Source organism: Cedecea lapagei, from assembly GCF_900635955.1.
Taxonomy (GTDB): Bacteria; Pseudomonadota; Gammaproteobacteria; order Enterobacterales; family Enterobacteriaceae; genus Cedecea; species Cedecea lapagei.
In genome coordinates this window covers 1,491,984-1,507,787 of the sequence record NZ_LR134201.1, presented here as the reverse complement: position 1 = coordinate 1,507,787, position 15,804 = coordinate 1,491,984, and the positions used below count along the sequence as shown (strand labels likewise).

10 protein-coding genes are annotated in these 15,804 nt (G+C 56.7%); 7 read left to right on the top strand and 3 right to left on the bottom strand.

From position 1 onward, the window contains the following. Nucleotides 1-35 precede the first annotated feature (35 nt). The 3 genes from EL098_RS07305 to alkA all read right to left on the bottom strand — a co-directional run bounded on the left by EL098_RS07305 (nt 36) and on the right by alkA (nt 3,013). On the bottom strand, nt 36-1,070 hold the full coding sequence (locus EL098_RS07305; RefSeq protein WP_126355629.1) for an MraY family glycosyltransferase: 1,035 nt from the start codon (nt 1,068-1,070) through the stop codon (nt 36-38). Continuing rightward, nucleotides 1,070-2,014 carry an NAD-dependent epimerase/dehydratase family protein gene (locus EL098_RS07300; protein WP_126355628.1) on the bottom strand — a complete coding sequence of 315 codons (945 nt, stop codon included), beginning with the start codon at nt 2,012-2,014 and terminating at the stop codon, nt 1,070-1,072. The genes EL098_RS07305 and EL098_RS07300 overlap by 1 nt, the downstream gene beginning before the upstream one ends. A gap of 156 nt (nt 2,015-2,170) precedes the next feature. Beyond that, nucleotides 2,171-3,013: a DNA-3-methyladenine glycosylase 2 gene (gene alkA / locus EL098_RS07295; protein WP_126355627.1), complete on the bottom strand. Its 843-nt coding sequence runs from the start codon at nt 3,011-3,013 to the stop codon at nt 2,171-2,173. Nucleotides 3,014-3,174: 161 nt separating this feature from the next. Here alkA and yegD point away from each other — a divergent pair, with 161 nt between their 5' ends. From yegD to baeR, 7 genes are all read left to right on the top strand, one after another. Next, nucleotides 3,175-4,527: a molecular chaperone gene (gene yegD / locus EL098_RS07290; protein ID WP_126355626.1), complete on the top strand. Its 1,353-nt coding sequence runs from the start codon at nt 3,175-3,177 to the stop codon at nt 4,525-4,527. A gap of 284 nt (nt 4,528-4,811) precedes the next feature. Next, entirely contained in the window at nt 4,812-6,065 is a 1,254-nt protein-coding gene (locus EL098_RS07285) for an MdtA/MuxA family multidrug efflux RND transporter periplasmic adaptor subunit (RefSeq protein ID WP_126355625.1), read from the top strand. Next, nucleotides 6,065-9,187, top strand: a complete 3,123-nt coding sequence (locus tag EL098_RS07280; protein ID WP_126355624.1) for an MdtB/MuxB family multidrug efflux RND transporter permease subunit — start codon at nt 6,065-6,067, stop codon at nt 9,185-9,187. The genes EL098_RS07285 and EL098_RS07280 overlap by 1 nt, the downstream gene beginning before the upstream one ends. Continuing rightward, entirely contained in the window at nt 9,188-12,271 is a 3,084-nt protein-coding gene (gene mdtC / locus EL098_RS07275) for a multidrug efflux RND transporter permease subunit MdtC (protein ID WP_126355623.1), read from the top strand. Further along, complete coding sequence (mdtD, locus tag EL098_RS07270) at nt 12,268-13,683, top strand: MFS transporter (protein WP_126355622.1); 1,416 nt, start codon at nt 12,268-12,270, stop codon at nt 13,681-13,683. Before mdtC ends, mdtD begins: the two co-directional genes overlap by 4 nt. Beyond that, the gene (gene baeS, locus EL098_RS07265; RefSeq protein WP_126355621.1) at nt 13,680-15,074 is read left to right on the top strand and encodes an envelope stress sensor histidine kinase BaeS; all 1,395 of its coding nucleotides are present in this window, start codon (nt 13,680-13,682) and stop codon (nt 15,072-15,074) included. Before mdtD ends, baeS begins: the two co-directional genes overlap by 4 nt. After that, complete coding sequence (baeR, locus tag EL098_RS07260; protein WP_126355620.1) at nt 15,071-15,793, top strand: envelope stress response regulator BaeR; 723 nt, start codon at nt 15,071-15,073, stop codon at nt 15,791-15,793. The genes baeS and baeR overlap by 4 nt, the downstream gene beginning before the upstream one ends. The last annotated feature ends 11 nt before the right edge of the window (nt 15,794-15,804 follow it).

Sequence of the window (15,804 nt, the reverse complement as noted above, 5' to 3'; positions counted from 1 at the left end):
TAATCGTACGCCGCCAGTGCCCGAAATCCTATCTTTTAACGACTCGTTTTGTCCTTAACCCCAGCCCCGCATCGCCAGGCAACAAGCACAACAGGAAGCCAGGCTACCACTACCCCGACAACCCCAGTGACTATTCCTGATGCAATCATCAAGGCAAAAGGAGTCAACCAAATAAGATTGACGCACAGGACACCCAGCGTTACAGGTTTGTGACTACCATATTTTCTCGCAAGTATCTGATAACCATGGCTTGCATGTGCTTCATAAACTTTTTTACCCGCCAGCAAGCGGCGCAGTAGCGTTAAGGTAGCATCGACAATAAAAACGCCAAGTAAACATATTTCCGCCAGGAACAGTTTGCTATCGAGCTGGCTAATATGAAGCACAATCAAACCGATCGTGATGCCCAGGAAACCGCTTCCGGCATCGCCCATGAAAATTTTTGCATTTGGGAAATTCCAGAAAATGAAACCCAGTGCCGCCGCGCCTAACAGTAAAACGCAGAGGAACGCGTCAGAGCCCAAAGCATCAGGAACAGAAATCCAAACGATCAGCAGAGAGGAAAGGGAGAAGACGATAGCCTCCATACTGGCTAATCCGTTGATCCCATCCATGAAATTGTAGAGATTCAGCATCCATACCAGATAAACCAACCCGAAGATCATCCCTAACCATCCGGCTGAAAATGAATAGCCGAACAGGTCAATAGCAGGGAATTGCCCCAGGAAGAACAGCCCGGATGCGGCGGCCAAAAAATGCATCAGCAATCGCCAGCGGGCAGCAATATGCCCGTGGTCATCCAGAAAGCCGACAATGGCCGTTATGCCACCGGCAGCTATCAATGAAAGCATTGTCGGTAAGGCGATGAAATGAAACGTAGACAGCGCCAGCAAACCAGCAACCATACTAATAACAATTGCGACACCACCACCGCGTGGGGTTGGTATAGAGTGGGAGCTTCGCTGATTTGGAACGTCGATAACATTATTCTTCAGCGCATAGATCCGCAGGCACCAGGTCAGGACAAATGAAAGAATAAAGATAACTATCGCTATAATTAGTGCCTGCATTATTTAACTACCTTTGAATAAAATTCTGCTGTTTTTTCCATAGTCCCGGAAAGGGTGACGGGCTGCTGCCAGTCCAGTAAATCAGAAGCGTAAGAGGCGTCAATATCCAGTGAACCATAAAGCTGTTCATAGATGCTTTGCTTTCCGGTCAGCGTAAGAAAACTTTTGAGAAGTGGCACGGGGAACCAAATGACGCGCGACGGCTTATTCATCCCCCGTGCAAATGAGCGAACAATCTCTTCGGTGGTCGGTTTATCTCTGTCTGCCAGAACAAAAAGCTGATTTTTCGCCCGCGAATCTCGCAGACAAGTTGTAATAAAGCTCACAACATTCTCGAGGGAAACCATGCTGCGCTTGTTTTTCACGCCTTTAAACGGCAGCGGGAGCCCACTGGCAACCAGTTTAAGTAAACGCCGAATATTGCCGGGTGCATTTTCACCGCATATAAGCGCCGGGCGGATAACGGTAATCGCCATTTGGCTTGAAGAAAATTCCTCGTTCAGTTTTTGTTCCGCTTCAAGTTTTGAAACTGCATAATCTGAAGTTGGCCGAGGGAGAGAGCGCTCTGTAATGGGCTCATTTGTGGTGGAGTTTCCGTTAACGCCAATAGAGCTGATAAAAATAAAGTGACTCACTCCAGCGTTAAGCGCGTCCCGAGCAAGCTTTAATGTTGCATCGCAATTGACCTTGCGAAACGCTGATAATTTGTCTGTTGCGGAATCATTTAAGATATGAGCTCGCCCTGCGGTATGGACGACGGCTTCACACCCTTCCAAAACAGATGACCAGTCAGTAGTGGCAGAGATATCGCCAACATTGAGCAAACCTTCAGACTCATTTGAGATGCGGCGAGCCGTCCCAACCACCTCATGCCCCTGCTCCCGAAGTTTGCTTATCAGGCGACTCCCCACAAACCCCGTTGCTCCAGTTACCAGAATTTTCACATCCTACCCTTATCAATCTCGTCTGAATTTAAAATGAAAATCATTCAGTAACATTAATTAAAATATTAAAAGCTCGTACACCACGTTTGTATGAAGATTTTCTTACTAATAAAGGTAGGTTACAAGTTCAAATATCGTAGTGCTAATCTTATTGACTTAGTCGGGAAACCAACCGTCACTGTACCAAATATGCAGCAGCGCATAAGAGCGCCAGGGCTGCCAGCGTTCGGCATAGCGGCGGATTTGTGAGGGGGTCATCTCAGGAAAGCGTTGTTTAATCAGGTAGTCATCCGGCAAAAAAACATCGCTTGCCTGCCAGCCGCGCAGGGCAAAGTAGTTCGCCGTCCAGCGCCCGATGCCCGGCAGCGCAATCAAGCTTTTCACTCCCAGCGCAACATCATCAGGCAGCTGCAAAGGAAACAGCCCTTTGGTCACCTCGCCGGCCAGATGCACAATCGCCTCAGCGCGTTTGAGCGACATCCCCAGAGATTTCAGCCGTAGGGTATCGGCGTTCGCCAGCGTTCGGGCATCAGGAAAAAGATACCAGTCCCCCTTGCCTTCTAGCTTTGTACCGTAGGTTTTTACCACTTTACCGGTCAGCTTTGCCGCCATCGCCACGCTGACCAGCTGCCCAAGAATCGCCCGGATGGCCTGCTCAAAGGGATCCATGCATCCCGGCAAGCGCAATCCCGGCCTCGCCGCCGCCAGCGCACCGAGGCTGCTCAGAATCTGCTGCGGATCTCTGCCCAAATCCAGCAGGTTTTTAACCCGCTGCAAAACCTCTTCGGCCACAGGCAACAGCCCGTCGCTCAGCGTCACCTTGACGCAAAAATTATCTTCATCTGGCTCAAGAGTAACCAGCCCCGCATGCTCACCCAGCGCGAAGCTGCGCTGGTAGCCATTCCCGGTGACGACTTCCACGCCCTCCACGGCACGCCCCGCTAAAAAACCAAGGATCCAGGGCCAGTCATAAGGCGGTTGATAGCTAAGGGTGTACATAAATAATCCTGAAGAGAATGAGGGCATTAGGTGAACAACATGGCTTATTCAGCATACTGCGAAATAGAGATTTCTGCCTTGCTTTCATATTCAGTTGCCCGCAGCCCGCCATTGGGCTAAAGTCGCCCCCCTTCTCACTGGCATGGGGATAATTAACGAAAATGAAAATCGGTTTTGACTACGGCACGGCAAACTGTTCCGTGGCGATCATGCGCGACGGTAAGCCGCAATTGCTGGAGATGGAAAACGGCTCACCGCTGCTGCCTTCGATGCTCTGCGCGCCAACGCGTGAAGCGGTGAGCGAGTGGCTATTCCGTCACCACGAAGTTCCGGCTACGGGAAGTGAGAGCAAGGCGCTGCTGCGCCGCGCGGTGAGCTATAACCGCGAAGAAGATATTGATGTGCAGCCCGGCAGCGTGAAGTTCGGTTTGAATTCACTTAGCCAATACATGGAGGATCCGGAAGAAGTTTACTTCGTTAAATCTCCGAAATCCTTCCTCGGTGCTAGCGGCCTTAAGCCGCAGCAGGTCGCGCTGTTTGAGGATCTGGTCTGCGCGATGATGCTGCATATTCGCAAGCAGGCGGAAAGCCAGCTCACCGAAACTATCGATCAGGCCGTGATTGGTCGACCGATTAACTTCCAGGGGCTGGGCGGCGAAGAGGCCAACCAGCAGGCGCAGGGTATTCTGGAGCGTGCGGCGCACCGCGCTGGCTTCCGCGACGTGGTGTTTCAGTTTGAACCCGTTGCCGCTGGGCTGGATTTTGAAGCCACGCTTCAGGAAGAAAAGCAGGTTCTCGTTGTCGATATCGGCGGCGGCACCACCGACTGCTCGGTACTGCTGATGGGGCCTGAATGGCACCAGCGCCGCGACCGGGAGCAAAGCCTGCTGGGCCACAGCGGCTGCCGCGTGGGCGGTAACGATCTGGATATTATGCTGGCCTTCAAACAGCTGGCACCGCTGCTCGGTATGGGCGGCCAGACGGAGAAAGGCATCGCGCTGCCGGTATTACCCTGGTGGAACGCGGTAGCGATTAACGATGTCCCGGCACAGAATGACTTCTACAGCACCGCTAACGGACGCTCGCTAAACGAACTGGTGCGCGACGCACGCGAGCCGGAAAAAGTGGCTTATCTGCAAAAAGTCTGGCGCCAGCGCCTGGGCTACCGTCTCGTCCGTGCGGCGGAAGAGAGTAAAATTGCGCTGTCAAACAGCCAACAAGTTGCCACTCTGCTGCCGTTTATTGCCGATGAAGTGGGCTGCGACATCAGCCAGGAAGCGCTGGAAACAGCCATCAGCCAGCCGCTGCATCGCATCATGGAGCAGGTGACGCTGGCCATGGAAAACAGCAACGCCAGGCCTGAGGTTATTTACCTTACCGGCGGCAGCGCCCGCTCTCCGCTGCTGCGTCATGCTCTGGCCCAGCAGTTGCCGAATATCCCGATTGCCGGGGGCGATGACTTCGGCTCGGTAACCCAGGGGCTTGCCCGCTGGTCAGACGTAGTTTTCCGCTAATAACAGCTCAGTACTCTTCATTGAAAACCGCGGTTCCTGCTGCGGTTTTTTATTTTTGAAAATGTCGGTCCCTTCAGCGAAGCAAAATAGCACCAGGTTTTGCCGCCCATCTTCATAATATTAGCGTTATCGTCACGAATATAATTTGGCCACTAAAACAGCACTCATTCGCGATATGTTGCTAATCTGACAGTACTTCATATTTCCTCCATCATTACGAGGCTATTGGTTACTAAACTAGTAACATTAGCCGTGAATCGTTTCAGGAAGAGAACACGTCATCTATGAAAGGCAAACAGACTTCTCGCTGGTGGTGGATTGCAGCATTTATTCTGGCGGTGATTGCCGCCGTCTGGTTATGGAGAAACCAAAATTCTTCCTCTGGTAGCCAGCCACAGGCTAAAGCGGGCCAGGCATCAACCCAGAGCGGCCGGCGCGGAATGCGCGGCGGCGCGCTGGCGCCGGTCCAGGCCGCAACGGCAACCAGTGAAGCCGTGCCGCATTACTTAACAGGCCTTGGCACCATCACCGCAGCGAATACCGTGACCGTGCGCAGCCGCGTGGATGGGCAGCTCCTTGCTATTCATTTCCAGGAAGGCCAGCAGGTAAAAGCCGGTGATTTACTGGCAGAAATCGACCCCAGCCAGTTTAAAGTTGCACTCGCGCAGGCCCAGGGCCAGCTTGCTAAGGATCAGGCAACGCTTGCCAACGCTCGCCGCGACCTCGCCCGCTATCAGCAACTGGTCAAAACGAACCTAGTCTCTCGCCAGGATCTCGATACTCAGCAATCGCTTGTAGCCTCTTCTCTCGGCACCGTTAAAGCTGATGAAGCCGCCGTGGCCAGCGCCCAGCTGCAGCTTGACTGGAGCCGCGTTACCGCGCCAATCGACGGCCGCGTAGGCCTGAAGCAGGTGGATATTGGCAACCAGATCTCCACCAGCGACACCAACGGCATTGTGGTGCTGACGCAAACCCACCCGATTGACCTGGTCTTCACCCTGCCGGAAAACGATATCGCCACGGTGATTAAAGCGCAGAAAGCCGGTGAAACGCTGAGCGTTGAAGCCTGGGACCGCACCAATACCACAAAACTCAGCGGCGGCAAATTGCTGAGCCTCGATAACCAAATCGACACCACCACCGGCACCATCAAGCTCAAGGCACGCTTTGATAATCAGGATGATGCTCTGTTCCCGAATCAGTTTGTGAATGCCCGCATGCTGGTGGATACCCAGCAGAATGCGGTAGTGATCCCGGCAGGGGCGCTGCAAATGGGCAACGAAGGCCATTTCGTCTGGATATTGAACGGGGATAACAAGGTCAGCAAACATCTGGTCACGCCGGGAATTCAGAACAGTCAAAAAGTCGTGATTACCGCCGGGGTATCCGCTGGCGATCGCGTGGTGACCGACGGGATCGATCGCCTCACCGAAGGTGCCCAGGTTGAAGTGGTCGAGCCGCACAATACGGCTGCGGACACTGTGAAACCTGCAGATAAAACTCAATCCGGCCACAAACATAACGGAGCGCGATCCTGATGCAGGTGTTACCGCCAGGCTCAACGGGGGGTCCCTCTCGCCTGTTTATTCTTCGCCCTGTTGCCACCACGCTATTGATGGTGGCTATCCTGCTGGCGGGGATCATTGGCTATCGCTTTCTGCCTGTTTCGGCGCTGCCAGAGGTAGACTACCCGACAATACAGGTTGTCACCCTCTATCCTGGCGCCAGCCCGGATGTCATTACCTCGGCGATAACGGCCCCGCTTGAGCGCCAGTTTGGTCAAATGTCGGGTCTGAAACAGATGTCCTCGCAAAGTGCCGGGGGCGCTTCCGTTATCACCCTGCAGTTCCAGCTCACGCTGGCGCTCGACGTTGCCGAGCAGGAGGTCCAGGCGGCAATCAACGCGGCCACAAACCTCCTGCCGACCGACCTGCCAAACCCGCCGGTTTACAGCAAAGTTAACCCAGCCGATCCGCCGATCCTGACGCTCGCCGTGACCTCCAGCGCCCTGCCAATGACGCAGGTTGAAGACATGGTGGAAACTCGCGTCGCGCAGAAAATTTCCCAGGTTTCCGGCGTAGGCCTCGTCACGCTTGCGGGCGGCCAGCGCCCTGCCGTGCGCGTTAAGCTGAATGCTCCCGCTATTGCCGCGCTTGGCCTGACAAGCGAAACCATTCGCACCGCGATTACCAGCGCCAACGTCAACACGGCCAAAGGGAGTCTTGACGGCCCGGAACGCGCAGTCACGCTCTCTGCTAACGATCAGATGAAATCTGCTCAGGAGTACCGCGATTTAATCATCGCTTACCATAACGGCGCCCCCATTCGCCTTGGCGATGTCGCCACCGTTGAGCAAGGGGCGGAAAACAGCTGGCTGGGCGCATGGGCCAACAAACAGCAGGCCATCGTGATGAACGTGCAGCGCCAGCCCGGAGCCAACATCATCGACACGGCAGACAGCATCCGTCAGATGCTGCCGACGCTAACCCAGAGCCTGCCGAAGTCGGTTGAGGTAAAGCTGCTGAGCGACCGTACCACTAATATCCGCGCCTCCGTCACCGATACCCAGCATGAACTGATGCTGGCTATCGCGCTGGTGGTAATGATCATTTATCTGTTCCTGCGTAATGTCCCGGCAACCATCATTCCAGCCGTCGCCGTCCCGCTGTCGCTGATCGGCACATTCGCGGTGATGGTGTTTCTCGATTTCTCGATCAACAACCTGACGCTGATGGCGCTGACCATCGCCACCGGATTCGTGGTGGATGACGCCATCGTGGTTATCGAGAATATCTCGCGCTACATAGAAAAAGGCGAGAAGCCGCTGGCCGCCGCGCTAAAAGGCGCCGGAGAGATAGGTTTTACCATTATCTCCCTCACCTTCTCGCTGATTGCCGTGCTGATCCCGCTGCTGTTTATGGGAGATATTGTCGGGCGCCTGTTCCGCGAATTTGCTGTCACCCTGGCGGTCTCCATTTTGATCTCCGCCGTCGTCTCGTTGACCCTGACGCCAATGATGTGCGCGAGGATGCTGAGCCACGAGTCGCTGCGCAAGCAGAACCGTTTCTCTCGCGCCAGCGAAAAGATGTTCGATAACGTCATCGCCGCCTATGGCCGCCTGCTAAGCAAGGTGCTGAACCATCCGTGGCTGACGCTTGGCGTGGCCTTTGGCACGCTGGCGCTGACCGTTGTGCTGTGGGTATTTATCCCCAAAGGTTTCTTCCCGATTCAGGATAACGGCATTATTCAGGGTACCCTGCAGGCGCCGCAGTCCGTCTCCTTCGCCAGTATGGCCCAGCGTCAGCAGCAGGTGGCGGACGTGATCCTGAAAGATCCGGCGGTGGAGAGCCTGACGTCATTTATCGGCGTCGACGGCACCAACCCTTCGCTAAACAGCGCCCGTCTGCAAATTAACCTCAAACCGCTGAGCGAACGTGACGACCGGATCCCGGTTGTTATCGACCGCCTACAGCAGAATGTCGCCGGCGTGCCGGGCGTCCAGCTCTATCTGCAGCCGATTCAAGATCTGACTATCGACACCACGGTGAGCCGCACTCAGTACCAGTTCACCTTGCAGGCGACCTCTCTGGACGAACTGAGCACCTGGGTACCGCAATTAGAAAATAAACTGAAAGCACTGCCGCAGCTCTCCGATATCAGCAGCGACTGGCAGGATCAGGGGCTGATGGCCTACGTCAACGTCGACCGCGACAGCGCAAGCCGCCTCGGCATTACGATGTCGGCGGTGGACAGCGCGCTCTATAACGCCTTTGGCCAGCGCCTGATTTCAACCATTTACACTCAGGCAAACCAGTATCGGGTGGTACTGGAACATGACACCAGCACCACGCCAGGGCTTGCCGCGCTCAACAACATTCGCCTGGTTAGCAGCGACGGCGGCAGTATTCCGCTAAGCGCGATTGCGAAGGTCGAGCAGCGGTTTGCCCCGCTCACCATCAATCACCTCGACCAGTTCCCGTCCACCACCTTCTCCTTTAACGTGCCGGAAGATCAATCGTTGGGCGACGCGGTAAATGCCATTGCCGCAGCGGAGAAAGCGCTGGCGATGCCGTCCGATATCACCACTCAGTTCCAGGGCAGCACCCTCGCCTTCCAGGCCGCATTAGGCAACACCATCTGGCTGATCATTGCTTCGGTCGTGGCGATGTATATCGTGCTTGGCGTGCTGTATGAGAGCTTTATTCATCCGGTCACCATCCTGTCGACGCTGCCCACGGCGGGCGTTGGGGCGCTGCTTGCGCTGATGCTGGCGGGCGCCGAGCTGGACGTTATCGCCATCATCGGCATCATTTTGCTTATCGGCATCGTGAAGAAGAATGCAATCATGATGATCGATTTTGCGCTGGCCGCCGAGCGGGAACAGGGTATGGCCCCTTACGAGGCGATTTATCAGGCCTGCCTGCTGCGCTTCCGTCCGATTCTGATGACCACGCTTGCCGCGCTGCTGGGCGCGCTGCCGCTGATGCTTTCCACCGGGGTTGGTGCAGAGCTTCGCCGCCCGCTGGGCATCGGCATGGTCGGCGGCCTGCTGGTCAGCCAGGTGCTGACGCTGTTTACCACGCCGGTGATTTACCTGCTGTTCGACCGCCTGTCACACTACACGAGCCGTCGCTTTGGCAGACAGCGGGAGGAGGCGTAAGTGAAGTTCTTTGCGCTCTTCATTTACCGCCCGGTGGCGACGATTTTATTGACCGTCGCCATTACGCTGTGCGGCGTGCTGGGTTTTCGCCTGCTGCCGGTTGCCCCGCTGCCGCAGGTAGACTTCCCGGTCATTATGGTCAGCGCCTCGCTGCCGGGCGCAGCGCCGGAAACCATGGCATCTTCCGTGGCTACGCCGCTGGAGCGCTCGCTTAGCCGCATTGCCGGAGTCAACGAGATGACTTCGTCCAGCTCGCTGGGCAGCACGCGTATTATTCTGGAGTTCAATTTTGACCGCGACATCAACGGTGCTGCACGTGACGTGCAGGCCGCTATCAACGCCGCCCAAAGCCTGCTGCCGAGCGGTATGCCGGGGCGACCAACCTATCGCAAAGCCAACCCGTCCGATGCACCGATCATGATTCTGACGCTCACCTCCGACACGCTGTCGCAGGGTGAGCTGTACGACTTTGCCTCTACGCAGCTAGCGCAAACCGTGTCGCAGATTGACGGAGTAGGCGACGTTGACGTTGGCGGGAGTTCTCTGCCGGCGGTAAGGGTCGACCTCAATCCACAGGCGCTGTTTAACCAGGGCGTGTCGCTTGATGCCGTCCGCACCGCCATCAGCAATGCCAATGTTCGCAGCCCTCAGGGCGCGGTGGAAGATGACACGCGCCGCTGGCAAATCCAGACCAACGACGAGCTAAAAAAAGCGGTGAACTATATGCCGCTGATCGTGCATTACAACAACGGCTCGGCGGTGCGGCTGCAGGATGTCGCTAACGTTACCGACAGCGTGCAGGACGTGCGTAATGCCGGGATGACCAACGCTAAGCCGGCCATTTTACTGATGATCCGCAAGTCGCAGGAAGCGAACATCATCGAAACCGTTGACCGTATTCGCGCCAAAATTCCCGAATTACGAGAGACCATTCCGGCGTCCATAGATCTACAGGTGGCCCAGGACCGCTCGCCAACCATTCGCGCCTCGCTGGCCGAGGTAGAACAATCGCTGGTGATCTCCGTATCGCTGGTGATTCTGGTGGTGTTTCTGTTCCTTCGCTCAGGGCGAGCGACCTTTATTCCGGCGGTGGCGGTGCCGGTTTCGCTGATCGGGACCTTTGCCGCTATGTATCTGTGTGGCTTCAGCCTGAATAACCTTTCGCTGATGGCGCTGACCATCGCCACCGGCTTTGTGGTGGATGACGCCATCGTGGTGCTGGAGAACATTTCGCGTCACCTTGAGGCGGGCGTGAAGCCGCTGCAGGCGGCGCTTCAGGGCGTGCGTGAGGTAGGTTTTACCGTGCTGTCCATGAGCCTGTCGCTGGTGGCGGTCTTCCTGCCGCTGCTGCTGATGGGAGGGCTGCCGGGGCGTCTGTTCCGCGAATTCGCGGTCACGCTTTCGGTGGCTATCGGGATCTCGCTGGTGGTGTCGCTCACGCTGACGCCAATGATGTGCGGCTGGCTGCTGAAGAGCAGGCCACCGGAAAAGAGAAACAAAAACCGTGGCTTTGGCCGCCTGCTGATCGCCATGCAGGGCGGCTATGCCCGCTCGCTAAAATGGGTGTTGAACCATACCCGACTGGTGGGCGTGGTGCTGCTGGGCACGATAGCCCTGAGCATTTGGCTCTATATCTCGATCCCGAAAACCTTCTTCCCGGAGCAGGACACCGGCAGGCTGATGGGCAACATTCAGGCCGACCAGAGCATCTCTTTCCAGGCGATGCGCGGCAAGCTGCAGGACTTTATGAAGATCATTCGTGAAGACCCGGCGGTCGACAACGTCACCGGCTTTACCGGCGGCTCCAGGGTTAACAGCGGCATGATGTTTATCTCGCTTAAGCCACTGAGTGAACGCAGCGAAACCGCCCAGCAGGTCATTGACCGGTTACGTGGCAAACTCGCCAAAGAGCCAGGAGCCAACCTCTACCTGATGGCGGTGCAGGATATTCGCGTCGGCGGCCGCCAGGCCAACGCCAGCTACCAGTACACTCTGCTTTCGGATGATTTAAGCGCCCTGCGCGAGTGGGAACCTAAAATTCGTAAGGCGCTGGCGGCGCTGCCGGAGCTGGCGGACGTTAACTCTGACCAGCAGGACAATGGCTCGGAAATGGATCTGATTTATGACCGCGAAACCATGTCGCGACTGGGGATCAGCGTTTCCGATGCCAACAACCTGCTCAACAACGCCTTTGGTCAACGGCAGATTTCCACCATCTATCAGCCGTTAAACCAGTACAAAGTGGTGATGGAGGTTGACCCGCGCTATACCCAGGATATCAGCGCCCTAAACCAGATGTTCGTGATCAACAGCGAAGGTAAATCCATTCCCCTCTCCTATTTTGCCAAATGGCAGCCGGCAAACGCGCCGCTGTCGGTCAATCATCAGGGGCTTTCCGCAGCGTCAACCATCTCATTCAACCTGCCGGATGGGGTTTCGCTTTCCGAAGCCAGTGACGCCATCGACAGGACGATGACCTCACTGGGCGTGCCGTCCAGCGTTCGCGGAAGCTACGCCGGTACGGCACAGGTGTTCCAGCAAACCATGAACTCGCAGGTGATCCTGATTCTGGCGGCGATTGCTACGGTGTATATCGTGCTTGGCATGCTGTATGAAAGCTACGTTCACCCGCTGACCATCCTCTCGACGCTGCCTTCGGCGGGCGTTGGGGCGCTGCTGGCGCTGGAACTTTTCAGCGCCCCCTTCAGCCTGATTGCGCTAATCGGTATCATGCTGCTGATCGGCATCGTGAAGAAGAACGCCATCATGATGGTGGACTTCGCGATAGAGGCGCAGCGGAAAGGCGATTTAACGCCGGAAGAGGCTATTTTCCAGGCCTGCCTGCTGCGCTTCCGCCCGATTATGATGACCACGCTGGCCGCCCTGTTTGGGGCGCTACCGCTGGTGCTGACCAGCGGTGATGGCGCAGAGTTACGCCAGCCGCTGGGAATCACCATCGTTGGCGGGCTGGTAATGAGCCAGCTGCTGACGCTCTACACCACGCCGGTGGTTTACCTGTTCTTTGATCGACTGAGATTGCGTTTTAACCGCAAGCCCCGTGAAAGTAAGGCTCTGTCCGTATGACTGATTTGCCCACCGCCGTCCGCTGGCAGTTATGGATTGTCGCTTTTGGCTTCTTTATGCAGGCGCTGGACACCACGATTGTTAACACCGCCCTGCCCTCGATGGCGCAAAGCCTGGGCGTCAGCCCGCTGCATATGCACTCGGTAGTGGTGGCCTACGTTTTAACGGTCGCGGTGATGCTTCCGGCCAGCGGCTGGCTGGCGGACAGAGTGGGCGTGCGCAATGTCTTCTTCACGGCGATAATTCTTTTCACCCTGGGCTCTCTGTTTTGCTCCAATGCCGCCACGCTCAATGAGCTGGTGCTGGCCCGCGTCGTTCAGGGAGTGGGCGGCGCAATGATGGTGCCGGTGGGGCGGCTGACGGTAATGAAAATCGTGCCCCGGGCACAGTATATGGCGGCAATGACCTTCGTGACGATCCCGGGCCAGGTTGGCCCGCTGCTTGGCCCTGCGCTCGGCGGCGTGCTGGTAGAGTACGCCTCCTGGCACTGGATATTCCTGATCAATATTCCCGTCGGCATCGTCGGGGCGATCGCCACGCTCTGGCTGATGCCGAACTACACCATGCAAACCCGCCGCTTTGATATCTCCGGCTTCCTGATGCTGGCGTTCGGCATGGCGGCGCTGACGATTGCCCTGGATGGTCAGAAGGGCCTTGGGATCTCCAGCGAAATGCTCGGGCTGCTGATCCTCGGCGGCGTTATCGCCATCCTGCTCTACCTGTGGCATGCGCGCGGCAACGCAAACGCGCTGTTCGACCTCAACTTGTTTAATACTAAAACGTTTTCACTCGGCCTGCTGGGCAGCCTCTGCGGGCGCATCGGTAGCGGGATGCTGCCTTTTATGACGCCGGTATTTCTGCAAATTGGATTAGGTTTCTCGCCGTTCCACGCCGGGCTGATGATGGTCCCGATGGTGCTAGGCAGCATGGGCATGAAACGTATTGTTGTGCAGGTGGTTAACCGCTTTGGCTACCGCAACGTGTTGGTCGCCGCTACGCTTGGCCTGGCGCTGATTACGCTGATATTTATGGCAACCGCCCTGATGGGCTGGTTCTGGCTGCTGCCGGTCGTCCTGTTTATACAGGGTATGGTCAACGCCATGCGCTTCTCCTCCATGAATACCCTGACGCTAAAAGACCTGCCGGATGAGCTCGCCAGCGGCGGCAACAGTATGCTGTCGATGGTCATGCAGCTCTCGATGAGTATAGGCGTGACCGTGGCCGGGCTTCTGCTGGGCATGTTCGGCCACCAGCAGCTTCCGGCCGGCGATGAACAGGCACACGGCATCTTTATGTATACCTATTTCTGCATGGCGCTGGTGATTGCGCTTCCTGCGCTGCTGTTTGCTCGCGTCCCAAACGATCGTTCAGAAAACGCGCTGATTAGCCGTCGCAAAAGGAGCGAAACATGAAACTCTGGCGCTCCGGTATTACCGGTAAGTTGTTTTTAGCGATTTTCTCTACCTGCCTGCTGGTGCTGGCGATCATGCACTGGGGCGTACGGCTCAGCTTTGAACGGGGCTTTATCGACTACATCAAGCGTGGCAATGTTCAGCGCATCGAGATGCTGAGCGACGCGCTTGGCGAGCAGTATGCCCTTCACGGCGACTGGCGTTTTCTGCGCCACAACGATCGGTTTGTGTTTCAGATCCTGCGTTCGTTTGAGCGCGACGGTGACGAAGCGCACGGGCTGCCTCCCCACGGCTGGCGCACCAAGTTTTGGGTCGTCGATCAGAATAACCAGGTGCTGGTTGGTCCACGGGAACAACTGCCCAGGGAGGGCATGCGCCGGGCGATTAACGTCAACGGTCAGGATGTTGGCTGGGTGATCGCCTCCCCCATTGAGCGCCTGACGCGTAATACTGATATTAACTTCGATCGTCAGCAGCGGCGGACCAGCTGGATAATCGTCGCGCTCTCCAGCCTGCTCGCGGCGGCGGCAACCTTCCTGCTCGCCCGTGGCCTGCTGGCCCCGGTAAAACGTCTGGTTGAGGGAACGCATAAGCTGGCTGCCGGTGACTTTACTACCCGGGTTGCGGTCGACAGCCGGGATGAGCTGGGACGGCTAGCTCAGGACTTTAACCAACTCGCCAGTACGCTGGAAAAGAACCATAAAATGCGCCGCGCCTATATGGCGGACATTTCTCACGAGCTGCGAACGCCGCTGGCCGTTCTGCGCGGCGAGCTGGAGGCGATTCAGGACGGCGTGCGGAAGTTTACGCCGGACTCCGTGACCTCTCTGCAAATGGAGGTCGCCACCCTGACCAAGCTGGTCGACGACCTGCATCAGCTCTCCATGTCGGACGAAGGCGCGCTGGCCTACCAGAAGAAATCGCTGGATATTATTACGCTGCTTGAGGTCGCTGCCGGCGCATTCCGATCCCGTTTTGATTCACGAGGCCTGACGGTACGCCTCGCGCTGCCGGACACCGCCGTTATTTTTGGTGATGGAGACCGCCTGATGCAGCTGTTTAACAACCTGCTGGAAAATAGCCTGCGCTACACCGACAGCGGCGGTCAGCTGGTGATCAGCGGCAAAGTGGTGAATCAGCAGTTTGTAATGAGTTTTGACGACAGCGAGCCCGGCGTCTCGGACGAGCAGCTAGGCCAGCTGTTTGACAGGTTCTACCGGGCCGAAGGCTCCCGCAACCGTGCCAGCGGCGGATCGGGACTCGGCCTGTCTATTTGCCAGAATATCGTGACCGCCCATGGCGGAACGCTAACCGCCGCCCATTCTCGCTTTGGTGGCGTTAGCATTACCGTTGAACTTCCTCTGGAAACAGAAACGTCGAGGACACTATGACCGAGCTACCGATTGATGAAAGCACGCCGCGCATCCTGATCGTGGAAGATGAACCTAAGCTTGGGCAGTTGCTCATCGACTACCTGCGAGCCGCAAGCTACGCCCCTGTTCTGCTGACCCACGGTGATGAGGTACTGCCGTTTGTTCGCCAGACGCCGCCGGATCTTATTCTGCTGGATCTGATGCTCCCGGGCACCGACGGCCTGACGCTGTGCAAAGAGATTCGCCGTTTCTCCGAAGTGCCGATTGTGATGGTGACGGCAAAGATTGAAGAGATAGACCGCCTGCTGGGGCTGGAAATTGGTGCCGACGACTATATTTGCAAACCCTACAGCCCGCGTGAAGTGGTGGCCCGCGTCAAAACCATCCTGCGCCGCTGCAAACGTCAGATCGCTATCTCCTCCGGCACAGAAGAAAGCGCGCTGCTCATTGATGAAGGGCGTTTCCAGGCCATCTGGCGGGATAAGCTTCTGGATCTCACGCCCGCTGAGTTTCGTCTGCTCAAAACCCTTTCCCATGAGCCGGGAAAAGTGTTCTCCCGCGAAATGCTGCTGAACCATCTGTACGACGATTACCGCGTGGTGACCGACCGTACCATCGACAGCCACATTAAAAACCTGCGCCGCAAGCTTGAGGCGCTGGATGCCGATCAGTCGTTTATTCGTGCCGTTTACGGGGTGGGTTACCGCTGGGAGGCCGACGCGGGCCGGGTGATATAACTCACATTCAG